At 61.4% G+C, this 18,858-nt stretch carries 11 protein-coding genes; 3 read left to right on the forward strand and 8 right to left on the reverse strand.

The features are described 5' to 3' along the window. The first annotated feature begins 167 nt into the window (after window positions 1-167). Window positions 168-1,553: an ectonucleotide pyrophosphatase/phosphodiesterase gene (locus tag VGN12_05755; protein HEY4308938.1), complete on the forward strand. Its 1,386-nt coding sequence runs from the start codon at window positions 168-170 to the stop codon at window positions 1,551-1,553. A gap of 38 nt (window positions 1,554-1,591) precedes the next feature. Here the strand turns inward: VGN12_05755 and VGN12_05760 are convergent, their stop codons facing one another. Beyond that, window positions 1,592-3,415, reverse strand: coding sequence for an ATP-binding cassette domain-containing protein (locus VGN12_05760; GenBank protein ID HEY4308939.1), 1,824 nt, complete (start codon window positions 3,413-3,415; stop codon window positions 1,592-1,594). A 251-nt stretch (window positions 3,416-3,666) separates the two neighbouring features. Between VGN12_05760 and VGN12_05765 the strand changes: the two genes are divergently transcribed. Then, a complete protein-coding gene (locus tag VGN12_05765) occupies window positions 3,667-6,288 on the forward strand; it encodes a PSD1 and planctomycete cytochrome C domain-containing protein (GenBank protein ID HEY4308940.1) in 2,622 nt (873 codons plus the stop codon). Between the two features lie 10 nt (window positions 6,289-6,298). After that, complete coding sequence (locus VGN12_05770) at window positions 6,299-7,753, forward strand: DUF1501 domain-containing protein (protein HEY4308941.1); 1,455 nt, start codon at window positions 6,299-6,301, stop codon at window positions 7,751-7,753. Between the two features lie 42 nt (window positions 7,754-7,795). Here the strand turns inward: VGN12_05770 and VGN12_05775 are convergent, their stop codons facing one another. The 7 genes from VGN12_05775 to VGN12_05805 form a co-directional block, all read right to left on the reverse strand. Then, window positions 7,796-9,262 (reverse strand): DUF1501 domain-containing protein, encoded by a 1,467-nt coding sequence (locus tag VGN12_05775; protein HEY4308942.1) that lies wholly within the window; start codon window positions 9,260-9,262, stop codon window positions 7,796-7,798. 151 nt (window positions 9,263-9,413) lie between these two features. Next, window positions 9,414-10,790: an MFS transporter gene (locus tag VGN12_05780; protein HEY4308943.1), complete on the reverse strand. Its 1,377-nt coding sequence runs from the start codon at window positions 10,788-10,790 to the stop codon at window positions 9,414-9,416. A gap of 24 nt (window positions 10,791-10,814) precedes the next feature. Then, the gene (locus VGN12_05785) at window positions 10,815-13,262 is read right to left on the reverse strand and encodes a LamG domain-containing protein (protein ID HEY4308944.1); all 2,448 of its coding nucleotides are present in this window, start codon (window positions 13,260-13,262) and stop codon (window positions 10,815-10,817) included. 50 nt (window positions 13,263-13,312) lie between these two features. Beyond that, window positions 13,313-14,737: a DUF1501 domain-containing protein gene (locus VGN12_05790; GenBank protein HEY4308945.1), complete on the reverse strand. Its 1,425-nt coding sequence runs from the start codon at window positions 14,735-14,737 to the stop codon at window positions 13,313-13,315. A 25-nt stretch (window positions 14,738-14,762) separates the two neighbouring features. Further along, a complete protein-coding gene (locus VGN12_05795) occupies window positions 14,763-17,216 on the reverse strand; it encodes a PSD1 and planctomycete cytochrome C domain-containing protein (protein HEY4308946.1) in 2,454 nt (817 codons plus the stop codon). A gap of 26 nt (window positions 17,217-17,242) precedes the next feature. Continuing rightward, window positions 17,243-17,920, reverse strand: coding sequence for a GntR family transcriptional regulator (locus VGN12_05800; GenBank protein ID HEY4308947.1), 678 nt, complete (start codon window positions 17,918-17,920; stop codon window positions 17,243-17,245). Continuing rightward, on the reverse strand, window positions 17,917-18,843 hold the full coding sequence (locus VGN12_05805; GenBank protein HEY4308948.1) for a dihydrodipicolinate synthase family protein: 927 nt from the start codon (window positions 18,841-18,843) through the stop codon (window positions 17,917-17,919). The genes VGN12_05800 and VGN12_05805 overlap by 4 nt, the downstream gene beginning before the upstream one ends. Between the last annotated feature and the right edge of the window lie 15 nt (window positions 18,844-18,858).

Genomic DNA, 18,858 nt, shown 5'->3' on the forward strand with positions numbered 1-18,858 from the left:
GACCTGTCACGATCGAGAGCCGAAATCGGGCGGAAACGCTGCCCACCATGATTTCGCAATTCCCGTCGAATCTCACCGACCTTAATCGGGCGCTCACATTGATCGAATAGTCTGTCGGCTGCGCGTTTCATTTCATCCGATAGTCAACGTCAATCAGGAGCCGCACGATGCGATGGATCATTATTTGGCTGTCGATCGTTTGCCTCGTATGCCTGGCCACGCCGAGCGCGTTTGGCGCAGATTCTGAGCCCGCTGAGAACGCGGTTGTCATCGTCAGCGTGGACGGTTTGGCGGCGTTCTATTGGGACGATCCGCGGGCCGAGATGCCGACGATCCGCGCCTTGGCCAAAGAAGGAGCGAGCGCCACGGCCATGACAACCGTGGCTCCGACAGTCACGTGGCCCAACCATACAACCTTGATCACAGGAGTGACCCCCGCCCGTCACGGAGTGGTGGGGAATGATTACTACGATCGAGCTCACCGGCGCCCGGTTCCACTGATGACCGATCCCGACGGGCTTAAGGAGCGGCTGGTGCGGGTGCCCACGCTCTATGATCTGGCCAAGGCTCGGGGGCTGAGCACGGCGGCCATTCGTTGGCCGGCAACGCGCGGTGCCAAGAATTTGGATTGGACTCTGCCCGACGTCTTTTCGGACGAGCTGCTGCACGAATACTCGACGCCCGAACTCATGAAAGAGTGCAAGGCGGCCGGTGTTTGGGCGGACGGCGAAGTGGTTCAGGCCGGGACTCGCGAGTTGCGCGTCGTGTCCGACGAGGCATGTACGCGAGTTTTCAACTTCATTCTCGAGCGACACCGCCCTGGCTTGGCCCTGCTGCACGTAACATTTGTCGATCACGAAGAGCATCTGAAGGGGCCGCGAACGGCGGAGGCTTACACCGCGATAAAGCTGGCCGACGAGCAGGTCCGATCGGTTTGGGAGACGACGAAGCGAGTCTACCAAGACAAAGCAACTTTGATCGTTCTCTCGGACCATGGATTTTCGCCGGTCGAGCGGCTGGTCATGCCCAATGTCGCATTGCACGACGCCGGACTGATCGAAACGAATGGTGACCAGGTCACGGGAGGCACCGTGCATGTGATCGTGCAGGGAGGGGCGGCCCTTGTCTATATTCTCGACGCCGAACATCGCGCCGACATTCTCGCGCGCGGCAAGGCATTGTTTTCGAGCCTGGAAGGGGTCGCCAAGGTTGTGGAGTCGTCGCAATTAGCGCATCACGGTCTTGCGGAACCGCAGACGGATCCTCGTTCGCCAGACTTGCTGCTGTTCGCCAAGGAGGGATGGAGTTTCGCGAATTCCGCGACGGGCGCAGCCACCACGATCGCGCCGGTAGACCGCAAGGGAGCGCACGGACATGACGAGCACCTACCGATCATGGACGCGACCTTTGTCGCCTGGGGCCGAGGCATCGAGGCCGGCGCACGTTTGGGGCGCATCGCCAACATCGACGTCGCGCCCACCGTCGCGCGACTGCTGCAGTTGCCGCTGGAAGGAGCCGATGGAAAGCCACTCACCGCCGCTTTATCGGAATGAGACCGGTGTGCAGGGAAAGCGGCGCCAGTCGAAGTTCGTCAGTCGGCGAATTGCTCTAGTTCTTCCCATCGCCCGTAGAATGTCGAGAGCTTTGCTTCCAGTTCTTTCAGACGCGTTTGTTGCTCTGTAATGAGCTTCACTGGTTGCCGGTAAAAATCTTCTTGCGCCATCGCCTGATGCAGTTGCCCGATCTCGCTTTCCAGTCTCTCGATCGTCGCGGGCAGGGTTTGCAGTTCCTGTTTTTCCTTGAACGTCAGGCGCCGTTTCTTGGGCATAGCCTGGGAATCTGGTTGCGAGCGGCGCTCCTTCGAAGCTGTGGCAGCAACTACTGATTGCTTCGCGGGGACGTCCGCGGCCACGGATGCGGCGCGTTGCTGTTGCCAGTCGTCATAACCGCCGACGTATTCTTTGAGTTGCCCCTCGTCGAAGACGAACGTGCTGGTAACGACGTTGTTCAAGAAGGCACGATCGTGACTGACCACGATGATGGTTCCGGCGAATTGCACGAGCCGTTCTTCGAGCAGTTCCAGGGTTTCCGCGTCGAGATCGTTCGTCGGCTCGTCCATCACGATCACGTTGGCCGGCTTGGCGAACAGCTTGGCCAGCAGCACGCGATTGCACTCGCCGCCGGACAAGAACCGCACCGGCGTCCGGGACCGTTCAGGGCTGAACAAAAACTCTTCCAAGTAACCAATGACGTGTCGCGGCTTGCCGGCGATCGTGACGGTGTCGTATCCGTCGCCGACATTCTCCTGCACCGTGGCCTCGGGATCTAGTTTTTGCCGCAATTGATCGAAGTAGGCGATTTGCAGGTTCGTGCCCAGGCGAACCGTGCCAGTGTCGGGCTTTAATTGCCCAAGCAGCAGGCGCAGCAGCGTGGTTTTGCCGGCTCCGTTGGGTCCGAAGACGCCGATCTTATCGCCACGCAGGACCGTGGCCGAGAATGTGGGCACGATCGTCCGTTCGTCGTAGGCGAACGAGACACCGTCAAGCTCAGCGACAAGCGTTCCGCTGCGCTGCGCCTCGGCAATGGCCAACTGCACCTTGCCGGCGGCCGTCGGGCGAGCCTTGCGATCGCGCCGCATCTGCTCGAGCGCTCGCACGCGTCCCTCGTTGCGGGTCCGCCTGGCTTTGACGCCTTGGCGGAGCCAGACCTCTTCTTCGGCGAGCCGTTTATCGAACAGGGCGTTTTGCTTTTCCTCGGCGGCCAGCCAGTCTTCCTTGCGGCTGAGGAACGTATCGTAGTCGCACGACCAGTCAAACAGTCGGCCGCGGTCGATTTCCAGAATACGCGTGGCCAGCTTTCGCAGGAACATGCGATCGTGCGTGACGAAGATCAACGTCGTGTTCAGGCGAACGAGATATTCTTCCAGCCAGCGAATGGCGTCGATGTCGAGATGGTTCGTTGGTTCGTCCAACAGTAGCAAGTCGGGCGACGCGACCACGGCTCGGGCAAGCAGGACTCGGCGCTTCATACCCGATGACAGATTCTCGAACCGGTCCTCCCCGGCGAGTTCCATTTCGGCCAGGACGCGATCGATTTGCTGCTCGGCTCGCCATGCCGTGTCCGCTTCATGAACCTCATGGGCCAGGCCTTGGCCGACGACCTCGCGGATCGAGCCGGTTATATCTTGCGGTACATCCTGCGGCAGGATCGCGATTTTTGTCGTCGCGGCGTACGAAATCTCCCCCGAATCGGGTTCAACCTGGCCGGACAGCAGCCGCATGAAGGTCGTCTTTCCTTCGCCGTTGCGTCCCAATAAGGCGATGCGCTGCCCCGGCTCGATCTGGCACGAGATGGCATCGAGCAGCGTGCGCCCTCGATAGGCAATAGAAAGTTCGCTGACAGTGACGAGGGGCATGAAGGCAACGCATATCAAGGAAGCGTCAGGGGGACGCCGAACCGGCGAACTGCATTCCTGGCAATTATGCCGATTTCGAGCTCGGCGGCGATAGCCTGCATCGAAGGAGACAATTTGCCGGTGTGTGTATTTGCGGCTTCGTGGGCTCGAACAATGTTGAAGGTCTGCCGGGCAGGAGCTAAAATGCGGTCGCTACGATTTGCCTGCCCTCCCGCCCGATCCCGCCCCAACAATCAACCACGCCGCGCCCTATGCCGCGAGCTCTCTTATTGGCACTGTTGTTCTGCGCCCATCCCGGCACGCTGCTGGCATGGCAAGCTGCGGACGACGTTCACTTCGAAACTCATGTGCGGTCGATCCTGAAAGCGCGCTGCTGGCGCTGCCACGGCGAAGACGAGGAACTGAAGGGGGCACTCGACACGCGCGCCGCCCGATTTTTATTGAGCGGAGGAGACTCTGGCGCGGCCATTGTCCCTGGCGATCATGCCCAGAGTTTGCTCTATGAGCGAGTCGCGTCGGGCGACATGCCTCCGGATGAAAAGAAATTGACTTCGGCCGAGATGGAAACGATCGCCCGCTGGATCGATGCCGGCGCAAAAACATTGCGCGAGGAACCTGCGGTGCTGGCCGCGGGGGACACATTCACGGTCGAAGAGCGCGGGCATTGGTCCTATCAGCCGATGCGCCGCCCTCCCTTCCCACAGGTGCAGGACCCTCAGCGAGCTTTAACTCCCATCGACACGTTCCTGCTCAGCCGCCTGGAAGCCGCAGGGGTGACTTTCAACTCGCCCGCCGATCGCTCGACAATGATTCGTCGCCTGAGTTTTGACCTGACGGGTTTGCCGCCGGCGCCGCAGGCTGTCGAGCAATTCCTGGCGGATCAGACTCCTTATGCTTACGAGCGGCTGGTCGACACCCTGTTGGCGCCACCGGCATTCGGCGAGCGTTGGGCGCGGCATTGGCTGGACGTTGTCGGCTACGCCGATAGCGACGGCTACACTGAGCAAGATGCGGAGCGCAAGTGGGCGTACAAATATCGCGACTACGTCATCCGCGCGTTCAACGACGACAAACCGTGGGATGAATTCCTGGTCGAGCAATTGGCCGGCGATGAATTACTTACACCCCCTTATTCCAATTTGACGTCGAAGCAGGCCGACCTGCTGATCGCCACGGGCATGCTGCGCATGGGGCCCGATGGCACCGGCGGCGGGGCCGCAGATCCAAACGTGGCGCGTAACGACGTCATCGCCGACTCGATCAAGATCATGTCGAGCGCCGTCCTGGGACTAACCGTGGGTTGCGCGCAGTGCCACGCCCATCGCTATGACGCAATCTCGCACGCGGACTATCACCGTATTCGCGCCCTGTTCGAGCCCGCGTACGACTGGAAGAAATGGCGGACTCCCCAGGAGCGGCTCGTTTCGTTGTGGACTGAGGAAATTCGCCAGCAGGCAAGCGTGGCGGATGCCGAATTGAGAGGTGTCACGCAGCAACGGGACGACGCGCTGGATAAGATCGTCAACGAAACACTGGACCGCGAACTGGCAAAGCTCCCCGAGGCGGTGCAGCCACTGGCTCGCGCGGCCCGGGCTGCGGCCGAAAAGGAGCGGACCGCTGAGCAACTGCAGTTAATCAAGGAATACCCGTTTCTGGACGTCAATCGCGGCTCGGTCTACTTATACGTCGCCGATCGGCTGACGGAGTTCAATAAGAAATGGGAGGCACTGATCGAGGACGCTCGCAAGAAGCGTCCCGCCGACGACTACGTGCAGTGCCTCACGGAAGTGCCGGGCCAGGCTCCGCAGACATTCCTCTTTGCGCGAGGTGATTTCAATCAGCCGCGTCAGGAAGTTGCGCCGGGCGAATTGGCTGTCTTGAATTCCAGCAACTTCTCGATCGCCCCCGATGCGACCAGGCCAACCAGCGGTCGACGACTGAGCTACGCTCGCCATTTGACCGACGGGCGCCATCCGCTGGTGGCCCGTGTCCTGGTCAATCGGTTTTGGCTGCATCTATTCGGCCGTGGCTTAGTCGCGACGCCGGGAGATTTTGGCGTACTGGGCGAGCGTCCCTCGCATCCGGAATTGCTGGACTGGCTGGCCGACGAGTTTATTCGCGGCGGCTGGAAGCTGAAGCCGCTGGTGCGCGCGATGGTCACATCCACGGCCTATCGACAATCGTCCGAACGGAAAGAATCGCTGGACGCGATTGATCCCGACAATCGCTTGCTGGGGCGCATGTCGGTCCGGCGCCTCGAGGCCGAGATCATTCGCGATGCCCTACTGGCCATCGGCAGCCGGCTGTCGACCAAGATGTACGGCCCTGCGGTGCCGGTGGCGCCCGACGATATCGGCCAAATCGTGGTCGGCGTCGACACACGCGATTCGGCAGGCCGGCCATCGGGCAAGGTGGTGCCGCTGGGCGAAGAAGAATTTCGCCGCACGATTTATGTACAGGTGCGGCGTTCGCGTCCACTCGGAATGCTCGAACCATTCGATGCGCCGCTAATGAAGCCGAATTGCGAGCAACGAACGTCATCGACCGTGGCTCCGCAATCGTTACTCATGATGAACAGTGCATTTGTCATCGCGCAGAGCGAAGCGATGGCGGAACGAATCGAACGAGAAGCCGGCCCTGATACGACGGCGCAATTCGAACGTGCCTGGTTGCTAGCGTTTGCGAGGCGAGCATCCGAGACTGAGAAGCGTGCTGGTGCGGAATTTCTGGCTGAACAGGCGGCCTTGGCTAGCCAGGCGGCCGCCGCGGCGACTGCGGATCCCAAGCAGACGCCTGTTCCTCCGGCGCGCATCGCCTTGGCGCAGCTCTGCCAGGCGCTGATGATTTCGAACGAATTTCTCTACGTGGATTGAGGTGGCCAGCATGTCCCATTTCACGCGGCGACATTTCCTAAGCCAGCAGGCGTTCGGGCTGGGCGGCCTGGCGCTCTCGTGCCTGCTGGGAGAAGAGTCGCTGCGCGCCGCGCCGCCAAAACCTCTTCTGGAACAACAGAAGTTCGATCTGACTCCACGTCGTCCGGCGCACCCGCCTCAAGCGACAGCCATGATCTCGTTGTTCATGCAAGGTGGGCCCAGTCATGTCGATCTGTTCGATCCCAAGCCCGAGCTGACCAAGCGGCACATGCAGGAGTTCACGGGGGACGTCAAGTACGACAACGTCGCCGAAGCCAGCACGAAGTTGTTCGGCAGCCCTTGGAAATTCTCGAAGCACGGCCAATGCGGTACGGAGCTGAGTGAGCTGTTGCCGCACTTGGGGAACGTGGCCGATGACATCTGCGTCATTCGCTCGATGCATACGGATGTCAATAATCACGAACAATCCATTCATGCGATGAATTCCGGCCAGATCTCGGCCGGTCGACCGGCGCTGGGCTCGTGGTTGACGTACGCGCTTGGTTCGGAAAGTCAGAATCTGCCCGCCTTCATCGTGATGACCGACCCGGCGGGCTTGCCTGTGGCAGGCGTTGCGAATTGGCAGAACGGCTGGCTGCCGTCGCTGTACCAGGGAACCGTCGTTCGCCCCCAGGAACCCCGATTTCTCAATCTCGACCCGCCTCCGCAACTGCGTGGGCCGGCACAGCATCGTTTGCTCGGTTACCTCGGCGAATTGAATCGCGAGCATCTGGAACGTCATCCGCATGAGCAGGACCTGGCGGCCCGGATCCAAAGCTATGAACTCGCGGCGCGCATGCAAGTCGCCGCCAAAGAGGCGTTAGATATCGCCAGCGAAACGGCAGCCACGCACAAGCTGTATGGAATCGACGATCCCGAAACTCGCGACTATGGCACACGCTGCCTGATCGCGCGACGAATGGTCGAACGCGGTGTGCGGTTCGTGCAGATTCACAGCGGCGATCAGGTCTGGGATCATCATGGAGGCATTCAGAAGTCCTTGCCCATTGTGTGCCGACGCACGGACCAACCTGCCGCGGCCCTGGTCCAGGATCTCAAGCGAATCGGTTTGCTCGACACTACGCTCGTACACTGGGGGGGCGAAATGGGACGGCTGCCCGTGATCGAGAACGAGAAAAATATCGGCCGCGACCATAACACCTACGGCTTCAGTATGTGGCTTGCCGGCGGTGGCGTTCGCGGAGGGATGACCTACGGCGAAACCGACGACCTCGGACACAAGGCGGCCACCGACACGGTCAGTCATCACGATTATCACGCTACGCTCCTTCACCTGTTCGGTTTGGAGCCGAAGCACGTTTCGTTCTTGCGCCCTAACGGAGTCGGTGCCCTGATCGACGGCGACGAAGGGAAAATTGTCTGGAAGATTTTGCAGCGCGGACCGCGGCAATTATCGCCCGCTTGAAATCGGCGCGGTTGTCGCGTGTCGCCGAGTTCGCCGACCCCGTCAACCCATCAATCCGGGAATCGGATCGGCGTGATAGACGAAGTGAGGCCGATTGTTGACGTCGTGCCAGGCCAGCTCGCGCGGGATGCCCAAGGCCTGATAGATGGTGGCGGCCATGTTCTCGGGCTTTTGCGGATTCGCCGCGGGGAAGGCGCCGATCTTGTCGGTCGCACCAATAACCGTGCCACCACGCACACCGCCGCCTGCGAAGAATACCGTTTGCGTCCCCCAATGATCGCGCCCTGGCTTGCCGGGGAACTGTGGCAACGTCGAAATCTTCGGCGTGCGTCCCATCTCGCCTGCCATGACGATCAACGTCGAGTCCAACAAGCCACGGTCCGCCAGGTCGTCCAGCAGCGCCGAAACGGCCCGATCTGTGGGCGGGAACAAAAAGTTCTTTAGCGCCGGAAACGCATTGGTGTGCGTGTCCCACGTTTCGTCATTGCCCAGGTTCACCTGCACCATGCTGACGCCGGCTTCGACCAATTGCCTTGCGATCAACAGCGACCAGCCGAACGTATTGCGGCCATAGCGGTCGAGTACCTTCGGATCGGCTTTCGCGATGTCGAAGGCCCGCTGTGTCTGACCGTCGGCCAGCAGTGAAATCGCCTTTTGCCGCTGGCGATCGAACGATTCGTTCTTGGCCGCTTGTTCGAGCGACTGCTGTTGGCGACCGATCGTGGCGAGCAAATCCAAACGTTCGTCGAAATGGGCCCGATCCATGCCTGCTGGCAGCGACAAGTTCGGCGCCTGAAAAACGAAATCCTTGGGATTCTCGCCGGCCCGGGCGTGGCTGAAACCATATTCGGGCCACGCGCCGTACGATTGGGCATTGAACGGCGAATAGTTCACGAACATCGGATCGCGGTGCGAACCCATCTCGCCGGCGAACTGGCCGGGGATCACGCGCCCTTCGCGATGGATCAAAACCTCGGGCAAAACCACCGCGGGCGGAACATTGGTGCGCGGTGTGCAAACGGCGTTGGCGATTGCCGCCATGGAGGGCCAATCGCTGCTCTTGGGCTTGGTGCCGTCGAAACCGACCGGCAACGTCGACCGGCCCGCGAGCATGAGCTGATGTCCGGCCGAATGGTCTGGAATCCCATGCGACAACGACCGCACCAGTGCCCACATCTCGCTGCGCTCGGCCAGCAGCGGCAAGTGCTCGCAAATCTGCACACCGGGAGTGCGCGTGGCAATGGGTTGAAATTCGCCCCGGATCGTGTCCGGCGCCGCCGGCTTCATGTCGAAGCTGTCGTGCTGGGCCAGACCTCCGGACAGGAAGATATATATGACCGATTTCGCCTTGCCGGCCGCCGCCGTAATGCTGCTTGTCGGGCTGGCAAGCGCGCGCAAACCACTTAGGTGATTCATCCCCAGGTTCAACAACCCAATCGCGCCTGCCTGTACGGCGGTGCGGCGAGAAAAGCGAATATGCTGTGGCTGTACGGAAAGTCTTGGATCCATATCGGCAAGACTCGGGCGGGGAGGGTCGGTCAGGCAGGCGAGTAATCGCCCCTCAGGTTAGCCGTACCACGGCTTTCGTGCAAGAAAATGCGGTTTGCCAATGGTGTTCGGCGACGGTGCTCGATGCTGCGGCGCCCTTCGGCAATAGAGGTTAGAGCAGGCCGTTTTCGAAGTCCGGCGCCGGGGTTGCTGCGATTTCCTCAGGAGGGGAAATTCCGAACCACAGCGCTGCCCCCAGCATGACGACAATTCCGGCAACCGCGAGGCTCAGACGCCAGCCGACGTCCGTGCCGTAGTGTTCGGCGAACTCGACGCCGAGCACGGGAAGAATCCAGGGCGAAAGCGTTCCACCGGCGTTCCCACCGGTGTTCATCAGCGCAGCCACGACTCCGCCGAATCGGCCCCCCAGGCCTACCGACATTGTCCAGAACGATCCTTCGCAGGCTCCAATACACGCGGCGGCGAGCCCGAACGCCAGCAGCGTCGTGCGCGGATTTTCGGACAATAACCCCAGCTCGAACACTAGACCGCTCGAGAGCATCGATAGTGCCGGCACCAAGGCGCCGCGCAGTCGGGGCGAGAAACGGCGCGGCATACGGTCGGTTAGCAGACCGCCGACGATCATGCCCACGCCCATCGCGAGGGTCACGCCCGTGGAATAGTCGCGAGCCGTTTCGCGCGATTCGTGCTGCACGGTTTCGAAGAAGTATTCGATCCAATAGAAAAAGACGTACTGAAAATATCCCATGGCGAAGTAGCTGAGCGTGATGAAGACGACGCTCTTGCGCCGCAAAACCGTAGCAAGCGCCGACCAGTCCAACGGCTGCTCGTGGGCTGCAGCGCGCTGGGCGCGGCCCAGGCGTGCGGGCCGTGTCACGATGCCCCACACGATCGTGACGGCCAGCGTGATCGCGCTGGAAATCAAGAGAGCGGCTGGCCAGTCGAATCGGTCGATCAGCCCTCCAAGCACCTTATAAGTCGCGGCGATACCTAGACATGCCGCGAAGGTGACCAGGCCGTTGGCGAGCGCTTTCGACTCGGGACGCACGTATTGATACACCATGCGTGCCGAGGCCGGGTGCAAGGGGGCGTTGAAGACACCCAAAACCGAGCGCACGACGAGCAACCCCGCCAGCACCGTCGAGCCTGTTGCCGCGATCAGGCCAATTCCGCCCGATAGCGCCACGAAGAGCGTTGAACCGATTCCCCAAACCAGTAGCGCAGCGCGCGCTCCATAGCGGTCGATGAGCATGCCACCGGGGATCATGGCCACGGTGTAGCAAAGCAGAAATGCCGAATAGATCATCCCCATTTGCTGCGGGTCGAGCCCGTATTGCGGAATGATCCGCTCGCTGCCCGCGACCGAGATGCCGATGCGATTGAAATGCCCGCAAGCTACGACCAGCATCAGCCAGGGGACCGTATGCCAGAACCCGCGATCGATTCCTGATTGTGTCGGCGGCATGGCGTCTGGTTTGACCGGCATCGCGCCACCGTGTTCTGGGAAATCGCGAATATTATTCGACAACACAAGATGCCCGCCAAAACACACTTAGGCGCGCGTCGCGCCAAAATGGCTGAGCACATTCTGCATCAAGCCGGACCATTTGTCGTCGAGTGCTAAGGTCGAACCAGCATTGATCGATCCGGCGTGAAAGACCCGTCCGCCGCCGCGACGTTCCCAATAGATCATCTCGGCCGCGACCGAAATTGGCGGGCCTTTGCCAAATGGGACGGGGCGTTGGAAATAATCCCACGCAAACGGCAGCTTCTCGGCATCCGCAAAACCATCGGCCAAAAGTGTGATGCCGGGAGGGTCTTCACTGGGTTGTGTGGCGCCCGGCGGCAGGGCCTCGACAAGAAACTTGGCGAGCGTCGAGACGCGTACATCCCCTTCGTGTCCGATCGGTTGCGGTAGCGGCTGGCCTGCGGCGCCGCCGAACGACTCTCCTGGCTGCAAGGCGAGATCGATCGGCTTGCGAAACAGGAAATGGTCCGGATTGCGAACTTTGTACGGTCCCACGCCGGGCGTTCCGACACCCATCAGCGAAAAATATTCCAGCCCGAACAGCTTCCAGGTCGGAAAGCCGCACTCGCGCGCCATGCCTCCACGGCGACCATCGTGGCTGTGCCACAATTCGCCGCGCCGATCGGCTCGGACCTGCGTGCCGGGCGCGTCTCCTTTGCGACACTCGATGATCGACGCATCGTCATTGAGCGAGACACGCCAAAAGGCGGTATTGCCTGAAAGAACGACGGCGTTGCCACCGCGATCGAGAAATCGGCTGACCGAGCCCATCCCTTCCAGCGACCAGTATTCGCTGTGGCCTACGACGACCAGAACCTTGTAATCATCCAGCGCGTGCGGATCGAGCTGCAGGTCCGTATCGGTCAACACGTCGTAATCGTAGCCTTGCCGTTCGAGCCATGTCTGCGTGAAACGATCTTGCCGGCAGAGATGGCTGTAATCCCATTCCGCAGGTCCCATCAACGTGTACGGACCAACAACCGGCCACGGCATTTTGAAACCGATCTGGTAGGTCCCCTGCCCTGCCTGATGAACTCGGTAGAAGCAGAATGAGGGAAGATTCCCCGCGCTCTCGGCAGGACCGTTGTTGCCGATCGACTTCTTCAGTCCCGGCCAACTCGGGCAGAACGGTGTGGCGGAATACGCCTTCCAACTATTGGTCGAGCACAGGAAAGCGATCGGAGCCCTGGCGCGCGATGGGGCCTTGCGCACGATGAACAGCGTGTGATAAAGACGTTCCTCGCCGTCGAGCGAGAAGCGAATGCGCCCGACGTACATTCCGGAGCGAGCATTCTCAGGCAATTGAAATTCGTGCGACGTCTGCCAGCGACAATCGTAAAGATCGTCCGACGCCAGACGCAGGCCGTGCCCCCGTTCGGCATCTTTCTCGGGGTCGTAGGCGCCGAAGCGCGGAACATCGGGATTGAAGCTTGGTCCGCCGATCATCCACGTGCCAGTGTTGATGATCCGTGCGTCGTGGCCATGGCCGCTAACGTCGGCGACTCGCTCGCCGCGCTCTTCATCGAAGGGCCAGCAGGCCAAGAGAGCGCCGACGTCGGGCTTGGTCAGTGCTCGCGATGTATGTCGGGCGGCGATTTCTGCCGCGCTCAGGGCTTTGCCGTAAATCGCCGGCATCGCGATATCGGCATCGAGCAGGAAATCGGCGAGGCCACGCTTGCCGCCTGCTCCGATGCGCAGCGGCGCTGTACCCGCGCGAACCGGCCCTTCGTGGCGCCAACGGCCAACCTCGTGACTATCGATAAAGATGCTAGCCTCGCGACCGTCGAAAACGGCCACCACGTGATGCCACTCGTTCGACAGCACCGAGCTGGGCGTATTATCCGGAAAGCTCTTCAACCCCTCGGGATTGATCTGCATCTTCAACTGGTCTGCGGCGGTCGTATGCAGATTGCGCTCCTGAAATGCTCCGCCGTCCCCCAGATAGAAGCTCAAGGAGCCATCTTCATTCACGAACAGTGCGAAACCGCAATCGTTGGGCTCGTCGAATTGGCTGACGATCGCCTGGCGCGCCAAGGTGCGCCAGCGGCGAATCCATAATTCGACCGAGAACGCCTCGATCGCGGCACGGCCGTCCAGCGGACGGTCCGCGACCAGGTAAGAGCCGGGATGGATCGGCTGCAAGGCTGCCGCGGCGCGCGGGAAAGTATGCGCGATATCGTCGGTGGCCGGATCGTCGACCCCGACGCCCAGACGACACACTTGCAATTCGTACGGGACGGAGCTGCTGACGTGAAAGCGCACCGTATCGCCAGCAGCGACCGAGATCCGATCCGTGTAGGCGTGTACTCCGTCGATGGCAACCGGTCGATGCGGTGGGATCGTGGCCTTATCCGCTTTGGGCGGCTGCTCGGCGGCCACGGCTCTTGGAAGCAGGTCGGATGCGGCCAGTGCGGTCGCCGCCAGAACACTGCCGGCGCTCGCGCAAAATTCTCGTCGTGTTGGATCAGTCATCGTCCGCTCGCTCCCAGATCGCAATTCATGAATCGTCGGTCGACTTCCCGTCAGGCGAGAATGCCGTCGATCAGTTCGCCATGCACGTCGGTCAGACGAAAGTCTCGCCCCGCGTATTTGAAGGTCAGTCGTTTATGATCCAGCCCTAACAAGTGCAAGATCGTCGCATGCAGATCGTGAACGTGCACCTTGTCCTCAACGGCGTAGTAGCCATAGTCGTCGGTCTTGCCCCAGGTCACGCCTGGTTTTATGCCACCACCGGCAAGCCACATCGTATATCCGTGCGGATTGTGGTCGCGGCCGTCGGCTCCCTCGCATGTCGGCGTTCGTCCGAATTCTCCTCCCCAGACAACGAGCGTGTCGTTCCACAGGCCGCGCTGCTTAAGGTCGGCGAGCAGGCCAGCGATCGGCTTGTCGATCGCGCGTGCGAGCCGACCGTGATCCTCTTGCAACTTGTTGTGAGCGTCCCAGCCGCTGAGGTTGCATTGCACAAAGCGTACGCCGTGCTCGGAAAACCGGCGTGCCAGCAGGCACTGCGCGCCGAAATCGGCGGTCTCGGGATTGTCGAGTCCGTACAACTCGTGCGTCGCGCGGGTTTCGCTATTCAGGTCCTGCATGGCCGGGGCCTCGGCCTGGAGCCGGTACGCGAGTTCGAACGACGCGATCCGCGCTTCGAGTTCGCTATCCGGACCGCGCGTGACTGCCGATCGGCGATCCATTTGGGCCAGCAAGTCGATCTCGAGTCGCTGACGGTCTCGTGCCTGCGACGCTGAGCCGATGAACGGAATTCTCGCCTCTTGCGGTTTGAGGCCAGCATGCCCCAGCGCGGTCCCTTGATAGACCGCGGGCAGGAACGCAGAGCCAAAATTATTAGCCCCTCCCTGAGCGAGATCCTGGCAAATCGTGACGTAGCCAGGGAAGTTTTGATTCTCGCTCCCCAGTCCGTACGTGATCCACGATCCCATGCTGGGGCGGACGAACGTGTCGGTGCCAGTATGCCATTCGAGCACGGCACCGCCGTGGCGCGAGTTCGAGCAGAACATCGAATTGATGATGCACAGGTCGTCGGCGCGCTGTGCCAGGTGTGGAAACAGCGAGCTGACCCAGGCTCCGCTCTGCCCGTGCTGTGCGAATTCGAAGGGCGAGCCGACGAGGTTCCCCATCCGATTCGGGAATGACACGACGCGAGGGCGTTTCTCCTCGGGCAGTGGCTTACCGCTGTCGCGCGCCAGCAGAGGCTTGGGATCGAAGGTGTCGAGGTGCGAGGGGCCTCCGAACATGAATAACATGATGACGCGCTTCACGCGTGGCTCGAAATGCGGCGCCTTTGCCGCCAGTGGATCGACCGCACTCTTTGCCTCGCTCGATAGCAATGCTGAAAGCGCCAGGCCGCCGAATCCGGTGCCGGTTTCGACGAGCCATTGCCGCCGCGATAGTGGTCGCGCGACGTGCGAGCAATGCGGAATGCCGAACATGGCGGGACTTTCTAAAATCAGCGCATTAGGGAAGGTAAACAAACTCGTTTGAAGCCAACAACGCTCGGCACAACCCCTGCCATGCCGCGCGGCGCCGTTGCTCGGCCGTGGCGGTCTGCAACGACGGCACGGATTCGTAACGGGTCAGGAACATTTGCCAGTCGTGGCAATCGTCGTCCACGGCGGCGCGCCCGAGAACGGTTTGCGCCAACAGGTCGAATCGATCGTTATCGCTGGCGGTCGCCTGCGCTAGCATCGCGTCGGCCAGCCTTGCTGCGGATTTCTCGACAAGCTCGTGGTTGAGCATGAATAGTGCCTGGCTCGCCACGGTTGTCGTTGCCCGATCGCCGTTCATCGTCGCCGGGTCGGGGAAATCGAAGGCTTGAAATACGTCATAGAGGGCGCTGCGCAGCACCGGCAGGTAAACGCTGCGTCGATTCGACTGGTACAGCTCCGGCTTGCGTGCGAGCCCGCCCAGCCCCAGGTTTTGAAAGGGCGTTGTCACGAGCAACGTTCCGCCGGCGGTACGGTCGAGTTCACCGCTTACGGCCAATAGTGAATCGCGGATGATTTCCGGTTCCATGCGTTGCCGCGCGCGATGCCACAGCAAGCGATTCTCGGGATCGACCTGCGCGGCATGCTCGTTCCAGTCGCGGGCCATTTGATAGGTTTCGGTGAGCAGCATGTGGCGATGAAGCTGCTTCAGGGACCAGCCGTCGGCCATGAAAGTGGTCGCCAGCCAGTCAAGCAATTCTGGGTGCGAGGGGACTTCACCAAGGCGGCCGAAGTTATCGACGGTTCGCACCAGTCCCCGCCCGAAGTGCCAACGCCAGACTCGATTCACGATCACGCGGGCCGTCAGTGGATGATCCGGCGTCGTTAACCAGTGGGCCAGCTCCAGCCGGCCGCTACGATCGCGGCCGATCGCCGGTTGTTCCGTGCCGGCCAAGATCGTTGGAAAGCGGCGAGATACGACGGGGCCACGCGTCAGATGATTTCCGCGCAGAAGAATCGCTTGATCCTCGCCGGTCCCTTCGGCGACCGCCATCGCCTTGGGGAGCGAGGCATATTCCTGCCGGGCCGCCTCGAGCAGTTTGGTATGGGCACCGCGTTCATCCGCCGTCATCGCGCCGGTATTGCCGTTGACGAGCGCGTTGTCATGGCGATCGATGATCTGCTCTAGGTCTGCGACGCGGAACGCCGCCTCGGGGCTCCCTAGCCCGGTGGCATTCCATTTCGAATCCACCCGATACGAAAGCATCGTCCGCGTGCTTTTAAAAATTCCGGCCAGCCCGTAGTAGTCTGCCATCGACAAGGGATCGAATTTGTGGTCGTGGCAACGGACGCATCCCATCGTCAGTCCCATGAAGACGCGGCAGGTCGTGTCGATTTGTTCGTCGACGATGTCGAGTTGTTGCTTTTGAGGATCGTCCTCGGCAAGCATTTTGGGGCCGATCGACAAGAAACCGGTGGCGATCGTCAACTCGTCACGCCGTGCCGGCTCGTCCGAGGCCAGCAAATCTCCGGCGAGTTGCTCGTGTATGAAACGATCGAACGGGCGATCCGCGTTGAACGCCGCGATTACATAATCGCGATAACGCCAAGCGTCTGAATATGCCAGGTTGTCGTCCATGCCGTTGCTGTCGGCGTAGCGAACGACATCCAGCCAATGCCGCCCCCATCTTTCGCCATACAGCGGCGAGGCGAGCAAGCGATCGACCACGCGCGCGAAGGCGTCGGAAGAATTATCTTGCAAGAATGCATTCAATTCCTCACGCGTCGGCGGAATGCCGATCAGGTCGAGCGTCACGCGGCGCAGCAGCGTGCGTTTGTCAGCGCGAGGGGCAGGCGCTAGTCCCGCGGCGTCGAGACTAGCGCGAATGAACCGGTCAACCGGTGTGCCCGACCATGTTGAGGCGGCGACGGCAGGCGGCTCGGTTCGCCGCGGCAATTGAAAGGCCCAAAAGCTGCGGGCCTGTTCGTCCCACGTATCGCCAGCCGGTTGCGCGTCCGTTCCCGTCGGGCCTGGCGAAGCGGGCGTTTCGTCACCGGGCCATGGCGCACCGATCCGCACCCAGTCCGCCAGGGAATCGATCTCTCGCTGGGCGAGTTTTCGCTTCGGGGGCATCGCCACGGCGCCGTCATGCTTCACGGCCAGGATCAGCAGACTCGTGGCGGGATCAGCCGGGACGATTGCCGGGCCCGACTTTCCGCCATGTAGAATTGCATGTCTGGAATCGAGTCGCAGCCCCCCTTCCCCGTCACCGACGTCGGGGCCGTGGCATTCGTAACAATGTTCGACCAAGAGTGGCCGAACCTGTGTTTCGAAGAGCTTGAATCCGGCGCCATCGGGCGGCGCGACTTTGATGGCAGCATCGGGTTCGTCGGCCGCTGCTGCGCTGCAAGCAAGACGTACCGCCGCGAGCTGCGCGAGCACGCAGACGAGGCAGATCGAAATGTGCTTTTGTCGCAGGTACACCGGGCCGAATCTCCGTCGTTGACGCACTAAACGCCGAACGGCCGTTCGCCGAACGTGCGTTCGAGTTGTAATTGCAACGAGTGCTCGCAATGCTCGCGCATCGCTTGCTCCGCGGCCTCGACATTGCGCGCGGCAATCGCATTCACCAATTCGACGTGCGTGCGATTGGGAATTCGCGACACTTCGCGCCGCGACGCCGTTTCCACCGCCAGTAAGCGCACCAGATGGCAGGACCGCAGGACAGCCGGCAACGTGGGGATGCCTGACTCTTCGGCCACTGCCAAGTGAAAGTCGAAATCCATTCGCCGTGCGTCGGCCAAGTTCTCTTCCACGTCGGTCAGGCGATCAACCTCGCGCGCGAGCGCTTCGAGATCGTGCAATCGCCGGTCGCTGATGCGCTCGGTACAGCGCCGAATTGCCTCGCACTCGACGGCGATGCGCAGGACGTGCTGCCCACGTACGGTTTCGGCGTCGAAACGTTTGACCCGCGCGCCGTAGTTCGGCTCGAAATCAATGAGTTGCTCGTGGGCCAGTTCGCGCAGCGCTTCCGATACCGCGCCGACGCTCATGCCGAGCGACTTGGCGATGGGGCGCAGCGTCAGGTGCGTTCCGGCCGGCAAGCGGCTGTCGAGGATCTGCTCGCGCAGTTCCAAGAAGGCCTGTCGCGATTTGGTCATGCCTGAGGATGTGACGAGCGCCGTCATCGCACCTCTCCTGCTGCTGCCTGAACCGCAAGAAATGGAAAGGGGCCGAGCGATGCCGCACAGCGCTCTATCATGTCGCGATCCGTGGGGCTCATTTCCTTGGCCAGGCGGTGATGTACTTCCGTCAGGCCCCAGCGACGAGCGACGATCTCGCGTGAGCAAGTCACGAAATGGTTGATCGATTGTTCGAGAAACTCGATCGACGGAGCAATCTTCCCGTAGTTCGTCGCGGCCGAGGCATCATGCCCGACGACGTGCGCGTTATAAATCGCCGGGGTAAAGTCCATTGTCTCGGCGCCCGGAATGATGCCGACGGCCCCCGCGCGAAGCTCGTCGATCATGTGCATCCCGCCCAGGCCGACAAAGACGCGAAAGGCGCCCGCGGTATCATCGATCAATCGGGCTGTAATCTCGGGAGGATCCTCGGTCTTCAGCAAGCAGACGTTCGGATGCTGCCGCTGCAGAGCCACCAGCCCGTGGGCCGACAGTTGAATTCCCAGGTAGATCGCCGCGTTTTGCAAGGCGATCGGTAGCGCCACGGCATCGGCCACGCTGCCGAAGAAACGCAACAGTTCAAGTTCGGAAACATCCGACACCGGGGGTGGCTGCAAAATCAGCCAGTCGGCTCCCATCTCAACAGCATGTCGCGCGAAGTCGATTTGACCGCGGGCCGTGTTCTCGCCGATTGTCACCGATAGTGGTAATCGGCCGGCAAGGTGCGTCGCGACAATTTCGAGCGTCTCGCGTCGTTCGGCGGTTGAGAGCTTATTGATTTCGGTCGCCAGCCCCAGCACCCCGATGCCGTGGGCACCAGAGGCGACCGCCAGATCGACCTGTCGTTTGAGCAGGTTGGCGTCTATGCGATCGTCTCGTGTAAAGAACGAGAGCAACATCGGGTAGACGCCCGCGAAATCGGTTTGCATCGTCGAAATCCCTGG

Source organism: Pirellulales bacterium (genome assembly GCA_036499395.1).
Classification (GTDB): Bacteria; Planctomycetota; Planctomycetia; order Pirellulales; family JACPPG01; genus JACPPG01.